The following is a 15462-nucleotide window of genomic DNA, read 5'->3' on the forward strand; positions in this document are numbered from 1 at the left end:
TCTGCATTTTATTCCTGAAGGTATAAGGTTATCTTCGTCATCAGTTTCTTTGCTGCGTCCTCCAGGGAGGCGGTTCCGTCAAAGTAGTCTTTTGAGTATTCCAACAGGATCTGTTTCTCTTTCCAGTTCCTGCCGGCGGAATGCTTCACGGTTTTGCAGAACTCTGTCATCCTGCGGCGAAGCGGCTCGGAGGGCCAGCCAATTTTCATATCGTATGTTCTTCCATCCGCACCGGGGATAGTTCCTCCGTATGCATCCGCTGACGTTCTCTCCACCGTACATAAAAACTCCAGCGCATTCTGATTTACTGCAAATCCATCGTAAAAGTCGGAACACTGTACGTCTTCCGACAGAACTGTCTGCAGAAATCCAATTGCCAGATCCTGATTCTTACTGGCTTTCGTGATTCCTATGGTGCCATACGGCACATACGTCTCATTGATCAGGATAACGTCCGCTTCCAGTTTTCCCTGGGCCTGCTCGACAATGGAAGCTCCCTGCCCGGATTCAAAAAAACCGTTGATCACATTTGAATACAGATGTGTGCCCTTTTCCAGGAGCCCCCATATGCTGGAAGGCCGTTTTTCCCTCGTGCCGTCTGAGACCTCGCTTCCATCTATGATCCGCTTCATATCGGTAAGAAATTCCGTTAATTCCGTTTCCTCGACCACATCGCCTTCCTTTACGATATCATTTAAAAATGCATCTGCGTAAAAAGAAAGTAACGCCTCCCTGTCAACCGTCCCGAATACCTGCCCGGTCTCATGGGCCTGAACATAATCAGCAAGGGAAGATAACTGCCCCGCTTCCTTAAGCGCCTCTTTCCTGCCGAATGTCATCGGAAGCCCGATTCTGACCGGCACAGAGTAAATCCGTCCATCCACCCGGCACTCCTCTGCAATATTGGCCAGAAAATCACCGGACGCAGTCAAACGCTCTATTTCATCTGTAATATCAGCCAAAACGCCTTTTTCGATGTAAGATTCCTCTGACAATCCGTCTAAGATCAGAATATCCGGTCCTTCTCCAGCAAGCAGTTCGGCATTTAAGGTTCGGATATAATCGTCAGCGACTGCGGCTGACCCTTCCTCCAGGAGAGGCTGAAAATCAACTTTCACGTTGGGATTCTCAATCTGATACTCACTGACCGCCTGACGTATGGTATTGTTGTCGCTCAGTGAGAATATGGTAAGCTCTTTTTCCGGCTCTACCGGCATATCCGGGTAATAAACGTAATGGGAGAGCTTATTGGTTTCATCCATGGAATTGTAATAGACAAAGTAATCCTCCTGACTGCCCGCCGCGAATCCTGAGGCATAATATTTCGGGGAACCCATGGTATTGCTCTTTCCCTCTATAATCTGCTCCCAGATTCCGGAACCATTTTTCAAGACCTGAATTCCCTCCACTGACAACAGACTTATATCACCATTCTCTCCGACAATGCCCGGGACTCCAAAGTATTGATTTAAGTTCAGCGGATATCTGGTCTTTTCTTTGCCGTCTTCTCCGTCATATAATATCAGACTTTCGGAAGCCTCGTCAATGGCATAAAACTGGCTGCCCCTGGCAAAGTAACAGCTGTCGCTGCCTGGCAGCTCTGCGAGCTTCTGTTGTCCGGCCGCGTCATAAAGGTAAATGTTATTTCCGGATGAGAATAACAGGTTCCCATTTTCCAATACGGTAATGGACCGCGGGTAATACTTATACCCATACTCGCCAGTCTCAAGCAGAACAGGGAGATTGAGTTCCTGTCCATGTTCCCAATCCCCGGCCGCTACAACATGGTGTCTGCTGATAACCTCCTGGTCATCCCCTTCCGAATAGACCGCATACATGTTGTGGTCTTCTCCAAAGGTAATACCAATGCTGCTGTTCTCATACTTAAGACCAAGCTGATTTAACCATCCACACTCCTTTTCCTCCCAGGTCAGATCCTCGGACAGCAGGTATGCGGTAAATTCTGCCGTTCCATTCTTTTCTTTCCTGGCAAACAGGACCGGTCTCCCATCCGGTCCTTCTAAAAAACCGAGTCCGGAATCATATGTGACTCCCTCCGGCAAAGGGACTTCGCTCTCCGCATACCTTCCCAAAGCCTGATTCTTCTGCGTTCCTGCCGCGGCTCCTTCCGGATCAGATATGACCTTCCCGTCTCTGCTGCACCCATACAGACTGGCTGCTGCCGCTAAAATAAGGGTCATCTGCAGCAGCACCCTTTTTATTCTGTTCTTTCTCATTAAATACCCCTTTCCGCCGGACACAGGGAAGAAATGTTCTCCCTGCCGGTACTCATCAATGCATTTCTCACGAAAGTCATTGTATCATTCCTTTCTCTAAATCATCTCAAATATGGAAAAGTACGGCAGAGTTAGAAAAATGGCATAAAAACGTAAGAAAACTTTATTTGAATGAAATCATTATTTGTAGTAGATTAGAAACATATGAAATATAAACTGGATACACTGCATAAATGTACAGGAAGAGGGGAGACGAACGAATATGAAGCGAATAGTTTGTGCCGTATTAAGCGGTATACTGGTTATGGGAAGTGTCGGATATGGGGGAATGGTCAGCTACGGAGCGCCCTCCTATTCAGAAGCCAATGCGGTAGGCCCTGGGATCAAGGCAGCCGTAGGCCTCAATGATTTTCTGGATCAGGAGGTATCAGATCCCATTGTAAAGCCGGCCGATAAGTACTCTTACGATCAGATGGAAGCCGATATCCAGTCCCTTAAAAACAAGTACGGAGATAAAATCACCGTAAATATCATCGGTACTTCACTGGATGGAAGGAATATCTATGATATTATCCTGGGCAATCCCGAGGCAAAGTCCCAGATTCTTATGCAGGGCGCGATTCATGCCAGAGAGTATATGACGCCTCTGGTGATGATGAGCCAGTTGGAATATGCCCTGGCCTTTTACGATACGGGACACTATAATTATAAATCGATTGCCGATATGCTTAAGAAAGTGGCCATTCATTTTGTACCCATGACGAATCCCGACGGCGTATCCTTAAGCCAGTTTGGAATCGATGCCATACGCTCCGATGCGCTGAAACAGGTCATAAGGGACTGCTATACACGGGATGTGAATCTGAAAAGAACCGCGGATTCGTTCGAAACGTACTTAACGAAGTGGAAAGCAAACGCCGGCGGCGTAGACTTAAATTACAATTTTCCATACGGCTGGGATGAACTGGCCACAAAGCTGACGGAGCCTTCCTCTGCGAGCTACAAGGGCCCGGCTCCTTTCTCCGAACCGGAGAGCCAGGCACTGGCAAAACTGGCAGACCAGTATCCGTGGGCCATCACAGTCAGCTACCACTCCCAGGGCCAGGTCATCTACTGGACCACAAGCAGTAATGGAGCGGAGATGGCCTCCAATACGCTGGCCGAGGCCGTCTCGGTCATGACCGGTTACCGCATGGATTCCAGCGACGGCAAAGGAGGCTTCAAAGACTGGATGCAGTCGAGAAGCGGCGCAGTCCCCGGCGTAACACTGGAAGTCGGAAAAACACCGTGCCCCGTTCCGTTTTCAGAGTTTCCTCAGGTGTGGAAACAGAATAAGGGCGTCTGGGTGCAGGTTCTCGATTACGTTGTCCGGCGTATCTGATCCGCCATACAGAATCCCAGGCCATTTCAATAAAGAGGCCTGGGATTCCCCATAAACTACCGTCCTATACCTCTGATAATTTTGTTTTTCAGAAGCCCAATACAGATAATACCTCCGCCAGCGGCTTACGTTCCTTCACCGCCCCGATAGACGATTCAGCAGATCCCGGTAAGTTGGAACTTTTCTGATACAGCAGGTGATATCCCTGCAGCTTGAGTTAAGTGCGGATTCTGAATCATTCTTACATACAGTCATTATATGCTATCTTCATTGATTTTTAAATGCAGAATGCAATATTTGTAATTTATGGCAAAAAAAGAAGACATCCCCCATTGGGAACATCTTCTTACAAGCAATCATCCCTCTCCCCGTCACTTATGATACGGTTCTCCGTTCATAATCCGGTAACCTCTGTATATCTGTTCCAGGAGAATCACCCGCATCAGCTGGTGCGGAAATGTCATCCGGGAAAAACTCAGCAGATAATCAGCCCGGTCGAGAACCCGCTTTGAGAGCCCCAGGGAGCCGCCGATGACGAACACGATCTGGCTGGTTCCCGATACGCCCAGCGAGGCGATTTTCTCTGACAGTTCCACGGAATCCAGCATCTTTCCCTCGATCGCCAGAGCGATAACACAGGCGCCATCCCTGATACTGGCCAGAATCCTGTCCCCCTCTTTCTCCTTGATCTGAGTTTCCAGCGCCTCCCCGGCATTGTCCGGGGTCTTCTCATCCGCCACCTGGATAATCTCCAGTTTACAGTACCGGCTCAGCCGCTTGCTGTACTCCTCGATCGCGGCGGTGTAATATTTTTCTTTTATCTTTCCAACTGTGACCAGCGTTATCTTCATGTATCTTCCTCTTACTGTTTGACTGCCCTGCTATCCGGCAGGTTTTTCTTCATCGCCTCCAGAACTCTGCCCGCCACCTGCGCCGCGGATTTCTTCCGCTGGGTTTTCACCCGTTTTACCACTTTTCCGTCCGGCTTCCGGCTGATTCCGTAGGTGATCCTTAAGAATTCCTCCACCTCGTTCCAGGCCTCCCGGCTCTCCGGAATTAAGTCCATCCCCATCTGGAATACATGGAACATTCCCTCATAGACGGATAAACGGCGGCGTACGCCCGCCTGCTTCAGCTTATCCGCAACTCCCAGCGTATCACTTAAAAGGACCTCATAGCTTCCCACCTGCATGAGCACCGGCGGAAAACCCTGAAAATCTCCGAACAACGGCGACAGATACGGATTCTTCGGATCGGCATCTCCGATATAGGAAGAATGAAACAGCATATTGTCGGTGGAATTACCAAAGAGCGGATCCGTCTCGTAATTATCCGTGTAGCTGGCGCCGCTGTTGGTCATATCGGCCCAGGGGGACATGGTGATAATTCCTCCCGGCAGAGGAAGCCTGTTATCCCTCAGATACATGGCCAGGGCCAAAGCGAGTCCGCCGCCCGCGGAATCTCCCGCTACGATGATATGATCCGGTTCGTAATCCTTTTCCTGGATCAGCCATTTGTAGGCGTAAACCGCATCCTCTAAGGCAGCCGGATATGGATACTCCGGAGCCACCCGGTAATCGATCGTGAGCACATCGCCGCCGAAGCTCAGCTTGGAGTACCGCACCGCAAATTTCCGGTATATATTCTTCATGGGACCGATATAGCCGCCGCCGTGCAGCTGCAGAATCACACGCCCCGTAAAGATCCCTTCCGGCCGTAAATACTCCATCGGGAACTGTTCCGTCTCCACAATTTCATACTCATAACCGGCAGGACAGATCCATGCCGGCTCCACCGGATTCTTTCTCAGTTCTCCGCTCTGAATCGGCTGCTTTAAGGATGTCTCCATCACGTTCTGCATCATGTCACGCACAAGATTTCCCCGAACACTCACTCGTTTATCTCTCATCTGTTTTATCCTTTCTTTTCAGCCGTCTATCCGCTATGGCTCCGCCATTTACTCCATTTACCCCTGACCCGGTTCACCCCATCCTACAGATGAAATCTCCTTTTCAACTCCGTCTTCACGCTTCTGTCCCCCCACTTGATGGTGACAAACAGAATCGCGACGGTGACCACCACGGTTATGAGCGCCATCAGGGGACGTGTCACCAGTCCGGCCGCCCATAAAATGACGGGAATAAAGCTGAAAATGGTGATCGCAATCTGGTACATAAAGTAACTCTGCCAGTTCAACCGGTTTACTATAATCAAAAATACTACCGCAAGGTCCGCAAACAGCAGTGTGCTCGGAATGCCATAGTTCACCGACCAGCCCGCGTATCCCGTAGAATGGTCGATCATCACCAGAAGCACCTCCGCCGCAATGGTCTGCAGCACAATTTTAGAAGCCAGATTCGCGTGGCGCATAATCGAATACCTCAGAGTCAGCGCCACATAGACGATGCAGCCGATGGCGATCACTGACCACATGGACCCTGAGTACGTGGCGTAATTGACGATACCCAGTATGGCCGCCACCGCGAACAGAATAATGTAAAAAGAGTTGACCACTTCCTTCCACTTCTTCGGATCGTACTGAATCCGCGGATACATCGCCTTATCATCCCGGGAATCCGGCACACCGTTGCTCTCCGTCTCCACAGAGACTCCCAGCTCCCTCAGAAAGCCGAAAAAGCGGTCCTGAAGCCTCGTATCCTGAAAGACCGAGGTAAATGTCACCACCACATGTTCGCCGTACGCACACACGGCGCACTTCATGGGCTGACGCTTCGAGACACCGATCATAAGATGAAAATGCTCGATCTCCTCCTCATACCCTTTTTCCACTTTGATCGGGCCGATATTGGAGAGTGTCATGGTATAAGCCCTGTCGTTTCTGCGGAAAATCACATTCAGCGCACCCCATTTCATGAAAAGCGGGGCAATTCTCAAATACCATTTCTTTTCATTGGAAACATTGTAGGAGATCGTCTCTTCCAGCTTCTCCTTCGTAATATTTTCATCCATCTGGCGGCTTACCGCCTCCACCACCTCGGAAAACTCATGCTTTTTCCCGTCTGCCAGAAACTCCAGCAGCGTGACCGCGAAGAAATTGGCCATGGTCTCGGAATCGAAAAACGCACGCAAATTGATGGGCAGGCTGATCCCGATGGACCGGTCTCCGATTCCCGCATCCTCATACTCCAGATAAATCGCCCAGATCAGGGCAGCGGCAAGAAATTTCGTGATGCTTACGCCGTAAGACTTGCCGGCCTTTTTCAGTTCCGCAAGATTTACATAACCATGCAGTACACTCTCCTCATCGAGAGGCAGCAGGTCTCCATTTATATGGAATGCCTTTCGGGTGCTGTATTTTCTGCGGGCAACCTCTTTGTAGTTGCGCACATAGCTGTCCTCCACATTCATGGAGACATCGGACGATATCTTCTGGGGAGCCGGATGGCCGGTCCTGCCGTCGCGGGTCAGATCCAAGTACCGGTAAACCAGCGCCTTCAGGAAATTGACTGCTCCCAGCCCATCCGTTACCGCGTGAAACACCTCCAGATTGATCCGTTTCTCATAGTAGCTGACCCGGAACAGATAGTAAGGGCTGGTGCGCGGATCGATATACTTGCACGGATACGTGGTTTCCCGCTCAATCACCGGCATCCGTTTATTCGATTCAAAATAGTACCAGAAAAAACCGCGTCTCAGCCTCACCGCAAATCCTTCGAACTGAGGCAGTATCTCCTCCAGCGCACGCTGAAGCGTTCCCGGAACCACCTCTTCCTTTAGTGTTGCCGAAATCCTGTATACATTACTCAGATGTTCATTGGCAATGACCGGAAATATCTTCGCCGTATTATCAAGACGTCTCCATCTCTCCCCCTGTGGACTCTTCTTCATCGTTGAACCCCTATCCTTTCCAACTGTCAAACTTTCCTGAAATGTCAAAGGTAAATAGCCGTTACAGTTCACAGACCTGTCGATCTTTGCTTCCCGGTCTGCCCCGGCTGGCTTATGCGTGGTTTCCAGTTCAAGTTTCGGGGATAAGCACTTCTAAACGTGCAGAATTTTTCTAAAAACCAGGGAAAATTCCCAAACTCGCTGCGCTCAGACAGGTGGGAATTTCCCCTGAACGAAAAATCCTGCGCGTTAAGAATTGCTAATCCCCTGCAAAGTCACTGGAAACCACGCATAAGCCAGCCGGGGCAGACCGGGAAGCAAAGATCGACAGGGCTGTGAACTGTAACATATGGCTCTGTTTTTAAAACTCCAGAAGCATATCATACCAGACGGCTCCGCCGTGTACCGACCCGGATATCCCCAGACTGCGGTAGCCGAATTTCTCATAGTAGTGGATCAGACGGTCCTTGCAGGTCAGAATCATGCCCTTTTTTCCCCGCGCCTTCGCCGTTTGAATCAAGTGATTCATCAGATCGGCCGCGACGCCCTGCCTCCGGTATTCCGGAATCACGTCCAGCCCGAAAATGCTCTGATACATCCCGTCCGCCCGGTGGAGTCCGCTGTCCTCAAACATCTCATCCCGTATGGTTCTCTCATCCGTTACACAGCCGTTAATAAAGCCAATGATTTTCCCGCTCTCATTCTCTGCCACAAGAAAGCTTTCCGGAAATGTTTCGATCCGCTTCCGAAAAGACTCTCCCGTCGCGGCCTCTGCCGCCGGAAAGCATAAAGCTTCCACCTCTGTGACCTGATCCAGATCCTCTGCTTTCACGTTTCTGATTGTATATACCATCTCTCTGACCTCTTCTCATCCTTCACATTCCGCCGCCACACCCTCCCGGCGGATGAAAGAAAAGGCGGAATCTGCGGCGTCAGACCTGCAGATATCCTCCTCTTCCATCGTTTCTTCCATCATCTCTTCTTTACTGGGCGCGGAAATAGTATCCGACGCCCCATTTCGTATGAACATATTTGGGATCGCTGGGGCTTGGCTCGATCTTCTCACGGAGACGCCTTACATGGACGTCCACGGTTCTGACATCGCCGGAATCCATGGCCTTGTTGCCCCACACGTACGTAAGCAGCTGTTCCCGGCTGTAGACCTTGTTCGGATTACAGGCCAGAAGCTCCAGCAGATCGAACTCCTTGGCTGTTAAATTAATCTCTTTTTCACCAATAAAGACGCGGCGGCTGTCGCGGTCCAGCTTTAAATCACCGGAAGTCACCACATTGGACTCGGCCCGGCCTTCCCGTCTGCTTTTCTTCGTATTTCTCCGCATAATCGCCTTGATTCTGGCCTTTACCTCCAGAATATTAAACGGTTTCGTTATATAGTCATCGGCGCCGTACTCCAGCCCCAGAATCTTATCCATGTCGTTGCCCTTTGCCGTCAGCATGATGATCGGCATCTCGGAGAACTCCCGGATGGCCTGGCAGACCTCATAACCGTCAAACTTCGGCAGCATCACATCGAGGAGCACCACATCATATTCCTTCTGCTTCGCTAAATTAATGGCTTCCTCTCCGTCATAGGCGCAGTCCACTTCCATGTTGTCCTGCTCCAGACTGAACCGGATTCCCTTCACAATCAGTTTCTCATCATCCACTACTAAAATACGTGCCATGTCACACCTCTATCTTCCACTCACACTGTTATGTCATCTTTGATCTTTTCAAATGCCGCATCCTTGATACCGGATATCTTCTTGATATCCTCAATCTTCTGAAACCCGCCATGGCTCTCCCGGTAAGCGATGATATCGTCGGCCTTTGCTTCTCCGATCCCCTTTAAGGTCATCAGCTCTTCCCTGGCGGCCGTGTTCAAATTCACTTTCACTTTTTCTTTTGCCGTACTGCCGCCCGCGGTCTTCCCCTCCGGCATGATCACACCGGCGCCTGAGCTGCCCGCTCCATGATTCCCGCCTTCGGAATCAAGCCCGTAGCGTTCCGCCCCATCGAGCGATTCGCCATCCGGAACCACGATCTTCATACCGTCACAGACAACCTGAGCCATATTCAGATACTGCGCCGCCGCACGCTCCGTGAATCCGCCAGCGCGCTCCACTACCTGGAAAATCCTGCTCCCCTCTTCCATCTCATAAACACCCGGAAGCACAACTTCTCCGCAGATATGTACGTAACAGACAGAAACCGCCGTCTCTTCTAAAACCGGGATCTCCGTCTCATCTGATTCCTTCGCGTTCCCATAAGGATCAGAATCCCCCGCCTCCCCATTTCCTTCCGGCGCATCTTCCGCCCGACTCGTCCCCGCATCACCCGGGGCATTCATAACCGGCAGTTCCCCGGATTCCCATCCGTCCTGCCTTCCATCACAGCTGTAGCATACGCCTGCAGCCAACACGCATATGAGTATTACAGCCATTTTTACTGCCTGATATCTATATTTCATGATATCCCTCCTTTTTTCTCAGGGAAAGGATACCATCTTCAGCCTATGTTACTATTCTACAAAAAGATACCAGTAAATACAAGCACTATTTCCAAGTTTCAGGGAAAGGTTACTGTTCACAGCCGAAAAAACGTCGGACCTCCGGAGGCACAGGCTGGAACGGGATCTCCATGTTCCCCGCTCCTCCCCTGCTTTCGGATACCCAACGTTTTTTTTCATATTCCATCTAATTAAATATGATAATACCAATCACCGCCACAACAGCGCCAAGCAGTTTCTTCCATTCAAATCCGACCTTTTCCACTCCGAACAGACCGAACAGTTCGATTCCGTATGCCACGATAATCTGGGAAATGACGATGATGAGAGCCGCCTTTGCAGGTCCCAGCGAGCCCATACTACGCACTACGGTATATGTGATAAAGGCGCCGATAATTCCGCCCAGAAGCATGTACTTCGGTTCCACCTGCAGGATTCCCGAAATATTTTCTCTCCCTGAAAAATACCAGATGACAATACAGGTGATAAACGCTGTCAGCTGCACCCACCCGGCTGACACCCAGATGCTGGTCTGCTTCGTGACCCCTGTATTCAAAACTCCCTGGATGCTCATCAGCGCTCCTGAAATCAATGCTATGATAAAGCCTGTCATAGAATAACCTCCAAATCTGTCATACATTTCTAATCTTTCCTTTATCATGCGCAGAATTGGAACTTCTATTCATACACACATGATCTTGACAGCAGGCAGTTTTTGCGATATACTCACACACGTAAAATAAAACAGAAAAAGACACGCTAGGGGAGCCAATTGGCTGAGAATGGAATTTTTTACATGACCCTCACTACTTGAACCGGACAATGCCGGCGTAAGGAAGCAGTATGATTCATACTTCATCAAAAGTAGTCCCCTCCTGTGTGTAAACAAAGGAGGATTTTTTTATGTCATTTTTCTTAACCTACGCGGCAGACAGCGAAGAGTATCTGCTGAAGCCCGCCGGCTATGGCCTGCTCATCATTTTACTGGCCGCACTGTTATTCGTCATCTATAAGCTGGGAAAAGTATCCCTTAAGACGCAGAAGATGCAGACGAAACAGCTTGTTACCTGTTCCGCAGCCATGGCTCTCGCAGTCGTGACTTCCTACATTAAGGTGGCTTCCCTGCCCTTCGGCGGCTCCATCACCTTATTTTCCATGATGTTTATCTGCCTGATCGGTTACATCTACGGGGCCAAAACCGGCCTGATCACCGGAATGGCCTACGGAATCCTGCAGTTCCTCATCGAACCGTATATCTTTGCTCCGCTTCAGGTGCTTCTCGACTACCCGATGGCCTTCGCCGGACTGGGACTGGCCGGGCTTTTCAGTTCGAAAAAGCATGGTCTGATCACTGGCTATCTCTTCGGTATCTTCAGCCGTTATATCTGCCATGTGCTCTCCGGCTACATATTTTTTGCCGCTTATGCACCGGAAGGTATGAACCCATTTTTATACACGCTGGGATATAATGCCACCTACATCGTGCCGGAAGCAATCGCAACCGTTGTCATTCTCAGCCTGCCGCCAGTGGCAAAGGCAATCGCGCAGGTGAAAAAGCAGGCGATCAGTTCTTAAACCGGTTCTATTTATATTATTAAAAAAAGAAGGTAAGAGGGCTGCGTCGTGCGGCGCAGTCCTCTTGCCTTCTTTTATCTCATCTTTTCTTACTATGCTAATTACTGCAGCTTCTCACTATGTTTCGAAATCACCTTCTTCATGATTTCTACATCAGCCTCCAGAGCTGATATTTTTGCTGATTCGCTTTCATAACGTATAGCAGCAGGAACATAGTTTTCTGCTAACAGCCTTAGCTGTGGTTTGATATCATTCTCTATGTCCAGTTTAATATTCTGAATGTCATTTTATATTTTCCATTCACCCTTTTCCCGCTGCCGCCATCACCAGATGCTTCGCAAGCACGGCCGTCGTTACCGCGCCGATACCTCCCGGAACTGGCGTCGCCATGGAAGCGGTTCCCTCCAGCGTCTCGAAATCCACATCTCCGCAGAGTTTTCCGTTCTCATCCACATTGATGCCCACATCGATCACAACCGCGTCTTTTCCCACGCTCTCTTTATCAAGCATCTTTGCCCGGCCCGCTGCCGCCACCAGAATTTCAGCGTTCCGGCAGGTCTCTTTTAGATTCACGGTCCGCGTGTGGCAGATGGTAACCGTGGCGTTTTCTTTCAACAGAAGCATGGACAGCGGTTTCCCGACGACCATGCTGCGGCCCACGATCACCGCCCGCTTTCCGCTGATCGGGATCTCAAAGGCTTTTAATGTCTCCACCACCGCCTCTGCGGTACATGGCGCATACCCCGAGCTGTCCCCGGCAAACACCTTTGCTATATTTTCCGGTGATATTCCGTCTAAATCCTTTTCCGGATCGATCATGCGCTCAATATCTCTCTCGTGGATCTGCTTCGGCAGCGGACGGAGCAGGAGAATCCCATCGACCTCCGGATCCTCGTTGATCTTCTGAAACTCCGCCTTAAACGCCTCATCATCAATGTCCGCAGGATAGGCATAGACTTCAGCGGAAAGGCCAAATGCCGCCATCTTCTTCACCGCCCCCCGCTCATACGACAAGTCGTCCGGACTCTCACCCACACGGACGATGGCAAGCTTCGGTATCCTGCCGCCGCACTGTTTCAGCATCTCTGCTGTCTGTTCCTTTATCTTTGCAGAAACCTCTGCACCCTTTAATGTAATCATCCGTTCAATCCTCTCATTTCACGCTCTGTCAGTCTGTATCTTCCTCTTCTGGAGGCACGTCTCAGCGCAGCGCGTTTTCCACCTTCTGATAGACCGCATCCGCCGCCGCTGTCCCGGAACGCATCATCTCGTCTGCCTGCCGGTTCAGTTCCTCTGCCTTCTCCCTGTCTTTCATGGATTTCGTATTGATCCATACGTTCATGACCGCGCCGGTTAAGGCCGTTCGGATAAACTGTACGCCCACGCCCACGTCGCTGACCGCCATCCGGCTCCCCTTTTCCGCCAGAATGTCCATGATAACCAGAGCCTTCTGCGCATCTTCCATCACGTGGAGCGGAACGAGACTTGCCGTCAGGAGATGGCCCTCCAGCACCTCGGCCTTTCGCTTTTTTTCCTCATCCGTAGTACCTGGCAGACCGTAGGCTGCCGCCAGAGGTGCGAACACCCGCGCATCCTCGTCGGCCAGATGAAGAAACTCTGCTTTCAGAGTTTCCAGCTGCTCTAAAAGCTCCTTCATCTCCTCTTCCACGTCCGCATATTTTTTCTTGCCAAGAGTCAGATTAATCACCATCTGCCCCAAAGATACCCCTGCTGCACCGCCCAGTGCAGCCGCACCGCCGCCGCCGGGAGTCGGTTTCTTCGATGATAATTCCGCCAGAAATTCTTCTGTCACCATTTCCTTTATCATAATTTCCTCCATTCGTGAGTGCTTCACCAAGTGTTTCCAGTATACCATAATCAGGAAATTCGTGAAAGGCTATTTTTCCATGCTCTCATTCAGAGACGTAATCCATGCTTCGATCGCCTCCGCCAGGATATACTGCTGCTGCAAAACGGCCATGCCCGTTTCCGGTATCCCCGGCGCATTTCCCTTTCGGTCAATATTCTCTTCCAGATACGCCTTCAGAATCTTCACATTGCTCTCGATCCGGTTTAAGCACTCCTGCTGTTTTTCCTGAGGCAGGCTGGTTAAATTTACGATTACCGCATTGAAATCCAGAAATATATGGATCGGGCCGGACGCAATCTCCAGCATGAGCTTTTCAAATTCCTGCTCTCCGGCTTCGGTCAGGGTATAGACCGCCTTCTCCGCCATTTTCCCCTCTTTCACCATGCTGCTCTGGATATAGCCCTTCTCTTCCAACTGAATTACTTTTTTATAGATGGAAGGCGTACTGATTTTCACCCACCGTGAGATGTTGCGGTATTCCACCAGCTTCTGAATATCATAGGCACTTAAGGATTCCTTCTTCAGAATTCCCAATACGATCAGATCTATTGTCGCCATCATGTCCTCCTTATTTCCGCTTGACATATACTATAAAATATAGTACTATGGCTTCACGGCCGTATTTACTATACTTTATAGTACTATATTTTACATTTTGTGTCAACAGAAGGGAGAATGAATCATGAATGAACGTAACAGTAAAATGGAACTGCTTGGCAGCGCGCCAATACCGAAAGCGCTTTTAGCAATGGGGCTTCCCACCATGATCGGCATGATGATCAATGCGCTTTACAATCTGGTGGACGCCTACTTTGTCGGAGGGCTGGGAACCAGCCAGATGGGGGCGATCTCTGTCGCATTTCCCCTGGGACAGGTTGTCGTGGGACTGGGCCTGCTATTTGGAAATGGCGCCGCCTCCTATATCTCCCGATTGCTTGGTCACGGGGAAACAGAGACTGCGGACCGGGTTGCCAGCACGGCGCTTTACAGCAACATCTCCGTCGGCGCAGTCATAATTATCTGCACCATCCTCTTTCTAAGACCGATCCTGCGGCTCCTGGGCGCCACGGAAAGCATTCTTCCCTATGCGGAAATCTACGCGGGTATTTACGTCGTCTCGTCCATCTTCAATATTTTCAATGTCACTATGAACAATATCGTAACCAGCGAGGGGGCTGCAAAAACCACGATGTGTGCGCTTCTGACAGGCGCTGTGTTAAATATGGTTCTGGATCCGGTTTTCATCTACGTCTTACACCTGGGAGTCGCCGGCGCCGCAATTGCCACAGCCATCTCCCAGATCGTTTCCACGGCAGTTTATCTCTGCTATGTGTTCAGAAAAAAGAGTGTCTTCAGCTTCAGCATAAAAAAATGCTGCTTCTCATCAGAAATTATGTCCGAAATCCTTAAAATCGGAATTCCCACACTGGTTTTCCAGCTGCTGACCAGCCTCTCTGTCGCCCTGATCAACTTAAAGGCAAGACCATACGGCGATTCCGTGATTGCCGGTATGGGAGCTGTAACGAGAATTATATCCATGGGAAGCCTGATGGTATTCGGCTTTCTGAAAGGCTTTCAGCCGATCGCCGGATACAGCTATGGGGCAAAAAAATATGACCGTCTCCATGAGGCGATCAAAACTTCTATAATATGGTCAACCATCTTCTGCGCGGTCTTCGGGTTGGGAATGGCGCTCTGTTCCACGGCCGTCATCTCCCAGTTCACGAAAGGCGATGTACAGATGATCGAGATCGGCCGGCGTTCGCTGACGGCAAACGGTATTTCTTTTCTGCTTTTCGGTTTCTATACCGTCTATTCTTCCCTGTTCCTCTCTCTGGGAAAAGCGAAAGAAGGCTTTATACTCGGTGCCTGCAGACAGGGAATTTGCTTTGTGCCTGTCATACTGCTTCTCCCATCCCTCTGGGGAATAAACGGCATTCTCTACGCCCAGCCGGCTGCAGATGTTATCTCCGCCATGATCACCGTGTTTATGGCGGTGCGGCTCCACAGGGAACTGAACGGAGCAAGGTCGTAGCTTTTG

The 15462-nt window shown here is 50.2% G+C and carries 14 protein-coding genes and 1 riboswitch; of the genes, 3 read left to right on the plus strand and 11 right to left on the minus strand.

Features of this window, described 5'->3' with window-relative positions; all coding sequences use genetic code 11:
• Nucleotides 1-8 precede the first annotated feature (8 nt).
• Nucleotides 9-2237 (minus strand): ABC transporter substrate-binding protein, encoded by a 2229-nt coding sequence (locus H8S80_RS19020; RefSeq protein ID WP_147338535.1) that lies wholly within the window; start codon nt 2235-2237, stop codon nt 9-11.
• A gap of 262 nt (nt 2238-2499) precedes the next feature.
• Here H8S80_RS19020 and H8S80_RS19025 point away from each other — a divergent pair, with 262 nt between their 5' ends.
• Nucleotides 2500-3618, plus strand: coding sequence for a M14 family zinc carboxypeptidase (locus H8S80_RS19025; RefSeq protein WP_002601140.1), 1119 nt, complete (start codon nt 2500-2502; stop codon nt 3616-3618).
• Between the two features lie 371 nt (nt 3619-3989).
• On the opposite strand, the gene rlmH is transcribed toward H8S80_RS19025, so the two are convergent.
• The 7 genes from rlmH to H8S80_RS19060 all read right to left on the minus strand — a co-directional run bounded on the left by rlmH (nt 3990) and on the right by H8S80_RS19060 (nt 10589).
• Nucleotides 3990-4469 carry a 23S rRNA (pseudouridine(1915)-N(3))-methyltransferase RlmH gene (gene rlmH, locus H8S80_RS19030; RefSeq protein ID WP_002601141.1) on the minus strand — a complete coding sequence of 160 codons (480 nt, stop codon included), beginning with the start codon at nt 4467-4469 and terminating at the stop codon, nt 3990-3992.
• 11 nt (nt 4470-4480) lie between these two features.
• Nucleotides 4481-5527 carry an alpha/beta hydrolase gene (locus H8S80_RS19035; protein ID WP_117621429.1) on the minus strand — a complete coding sequence of 349 codons (1047 nt, stop codon included), beginning with the start codon at nt 5525-5527 and terminating at the stop codon, nt 4481-4483.
• Nucleotides 5528-5610: 83 nt separating this feature from the next.
• Complete coding sequence (locus H8S80_RS19040) at nt 5611-7467, minus strand: DUF6320 domain-containing protein (RefSeq protein ID WP_117621430.1); 1857 nt, start codon at nt 7465-7467, stop codon at nt 5611-5613.
• A gap of 361 nt (nt 7468-7828) precedes the next feature.
• On the minus strand, nt 7829-8320 hold the full coding sequence (locus H8S80_RS19045; RefSeq protein ID WP_025531757.1) for a GNAT family N-acetyltransferase: 492 nt from the start codon (nt 8318-8320) through the stop codon (nt 7829-7831).
• 130 nt (nt 8321-8450) lie between these two features.
• Complete coding sequence (locus tag H8S80_RS19050; protein WP_117621431.1) at nt 8451-9152, minus strand: response regulator transcription factor; 702 nt, start codon at nt 9150-9152, stop codon at nt 8451-8453.
• A 20-nt stretch (nt 9153-9172) separates the two neighbouring features.
• The gene (locus H8S80_RS19055; protein WP_117621432.1) at nt 9173-9937 is read right to left on the minus strand and encodes a helix-hairpin-helix domain-containing protein; all 765 of its coding nucleotides are present in this window, start codon (nt 9935-9937) and stop codon (nt 9173-9175) included.
• A gap of 226 nt (nt 9938-10163) precedes the next feature.
• A complete protein-coding gene (locus tag H8S80_RS19060) occupies nt 10164-10589 on the minus strand; it encodes a DMT family transporter (protein ID WP_002601147.1) in 426 nt (141 codons plus the stop codon).
• Nucleotides 10590-10727: 138 nt separating this feature from the next.
• Nucleotides 10728-10830: riboswitch (TPP riboswitch) on the plus strand.
• Nucleotides 10831-10879: 49 nt separating this feature from the next.
• On the opposite strand from H8S80_RS19060, the gene thiT reads away from it, so the two are divergent.
• Entirely contained in the window at nt 10880-11551 is a 672-nt protein-coding gene (gene thiT, locus H8S80_RS19065) for an energy-coupled thiamine transporter ThiT (RefSeq protein ID WP_002601148.1), read from the plus strand.
• Nucleotides 11552-11851: 300 nt separating this feature from the next.
• On the opposite strand, the gene H8S80_RS19070 is transcribed toward thiT, so the two are convergent.
• The 3 genes from H8S80_RS19070 to H8S80_RS19080 form a co-directional block, all read right to left on the minus strand.
• Entirely contained in the window at nt 11852-12691 is an 840-nt protein-coding gene (locus H8S80_RS19070; RefSeq protein ID WP_117621433.1) for a bifunctional 5,10-methylenetetrahydrofolate dehydrogenase/5,10-methenyltetrahydrofolate cyclohydrolase, read from the minus strand.
• A gap of 61 nt (nt 12692-12752) precedes the next feature.
• Complete coding sequence (locus H8S80_RS19075; RefSeq protein ID WP_002601150.1) at nt 12753-13379, minus strand: cyclodeaminase/cyclohydrolase family protein; 627 nt, start codon at nt 13377-13379, stop codon at nt 12753-12755.
• A 69-nt stretch (nt 13380-13448) separates the two neighbouring features.
• Nucleotides 13449-13979 carry a PadR family transcriptional regulator gene (locus H8S80_RS19080; RefSeq protein ID WP_025531754.1) on the minus strand — a complete coding sequence of 177 codons (531 nt, stop codon included), beginning with the start codon at nt 13977-13979 and terminating at the stop codon, nt 13449-13451.
• A 124-nt stretch (nt 13980-14103) separates the two neighbouring features.
• Here H8S80_RS19080 and H8S80_RS19085 point away from each other — a divergent pair, with 124 nt between their 5' ends.
• Nucleotides 14104-15456 carry an MATE family efflux transporter gene (locus tag H8S80_RS19085; protein WP_117621434.1) on the plus strand — a complete coding sequence of 451 codons (1353 nt, stop codon included), beginning with the start codon at nt 14104-14106 and terminating at the stop codon, nt 15454-15456.
• Nucleotides 15457-15462 lie beyond the last annotated feature (6 nt).

This window comes from Hungatella sp. L36 (assembly GCF_014288035.1).

Coding starts and splice junctions, on each gene's coding strand:
- H8S80_RS19060 (WP_002601147.1), bottom strand. CDS start 10,589: ATGACAGGCTTTATCATAGCATTGATTTCAGGAGCGCTGATGAGCATC.
- H8S80_RS19025 (WP_002601140.1), top strand. CDS start 2,500: ATGAAGCGAATAGTTTGTGCCGTATTAAGCGGTATACTGGTTATGGGA.
- H8S80_RS19040 (WP_117621430.1), bottom strand. CDS start 7,467: ATGAAGAAGAGTCCACAGGGGGAGAGATGGAGACGTCTTGATAATACG.
- H8S80_RS19070 (WP_117621433.1), bottom strand. CDS start 12,691: ATGATTACATTAAAGGGTGCAGAGGTTTCTGCAAAGATAAAGGAACAG.
- H8S80_RS19075 (WP_002601150.1), bottom strand. CDS start 13,379: ATGATAAAGGAAATGGTGACAGAAGAATTTCTGGCGGAATTATCATCG.
- H8S80_RS19055 (WP_117621432.1), bottom strand. CDS start 9,937: ATGAAATATAGATATCAGGCAGTAAAAATGGCTGTAATACTCATATGC.
- H8S80_RS19080 (WP_025531754.1), bottom strand. CDS start 13,979: ATGGCGACAATAGATCTGATCGTATTGGGAATTCTGAAGAAGGAATCC.
- thiT (WP_002601148.1), top strand. CDS start 10,880: ATGTCATTTTTCTTAACCTACGCGGCAGACAGCGAAGAGTATCTGCTG.
- H8S80_RS19045 (WP_025531757.1), bottom strand. CDS start 8,320: ATGGTATATACAATCAGAAACGTGAAAGCAGAGGATCTGGATCAGGTC.
- H8S80_RS19050 (WP_117621431.1), bottom strand. CDS start 9,152: ATGGCACGTATTTTAGTAGTGGATGATGAGAAACTGATTGTGAAGGGA.
- H8S80_RS19085 (WP_117621434.1), top strand. CDS start 14,104: ATGAATGAACGTAACAGTAAAATGGAACTGCTTGGCAGCGCGCCAATA.
- H8S80_RS19020 (WP_147338535.1), bottom strand. CDS start 2,237: ATGAGAAAGAACAGAATAAAAAGGGTGCTGCTGCAGATGACCCTTATT.
- rlmH (WP_002601141.1), bottom strand. CDS start 4,469: ATGAAGATAACGCTGGTCACAGTTGGAAAGATAAAAGAAAAATATTAC.
- H8S80_RS19035 (WP_117621429.1), bottom strand. CDS start 5,527: ATGAGAGATAAACGAGTGAGTGTTCGGGGAAATCTTGTGCGTGACATG.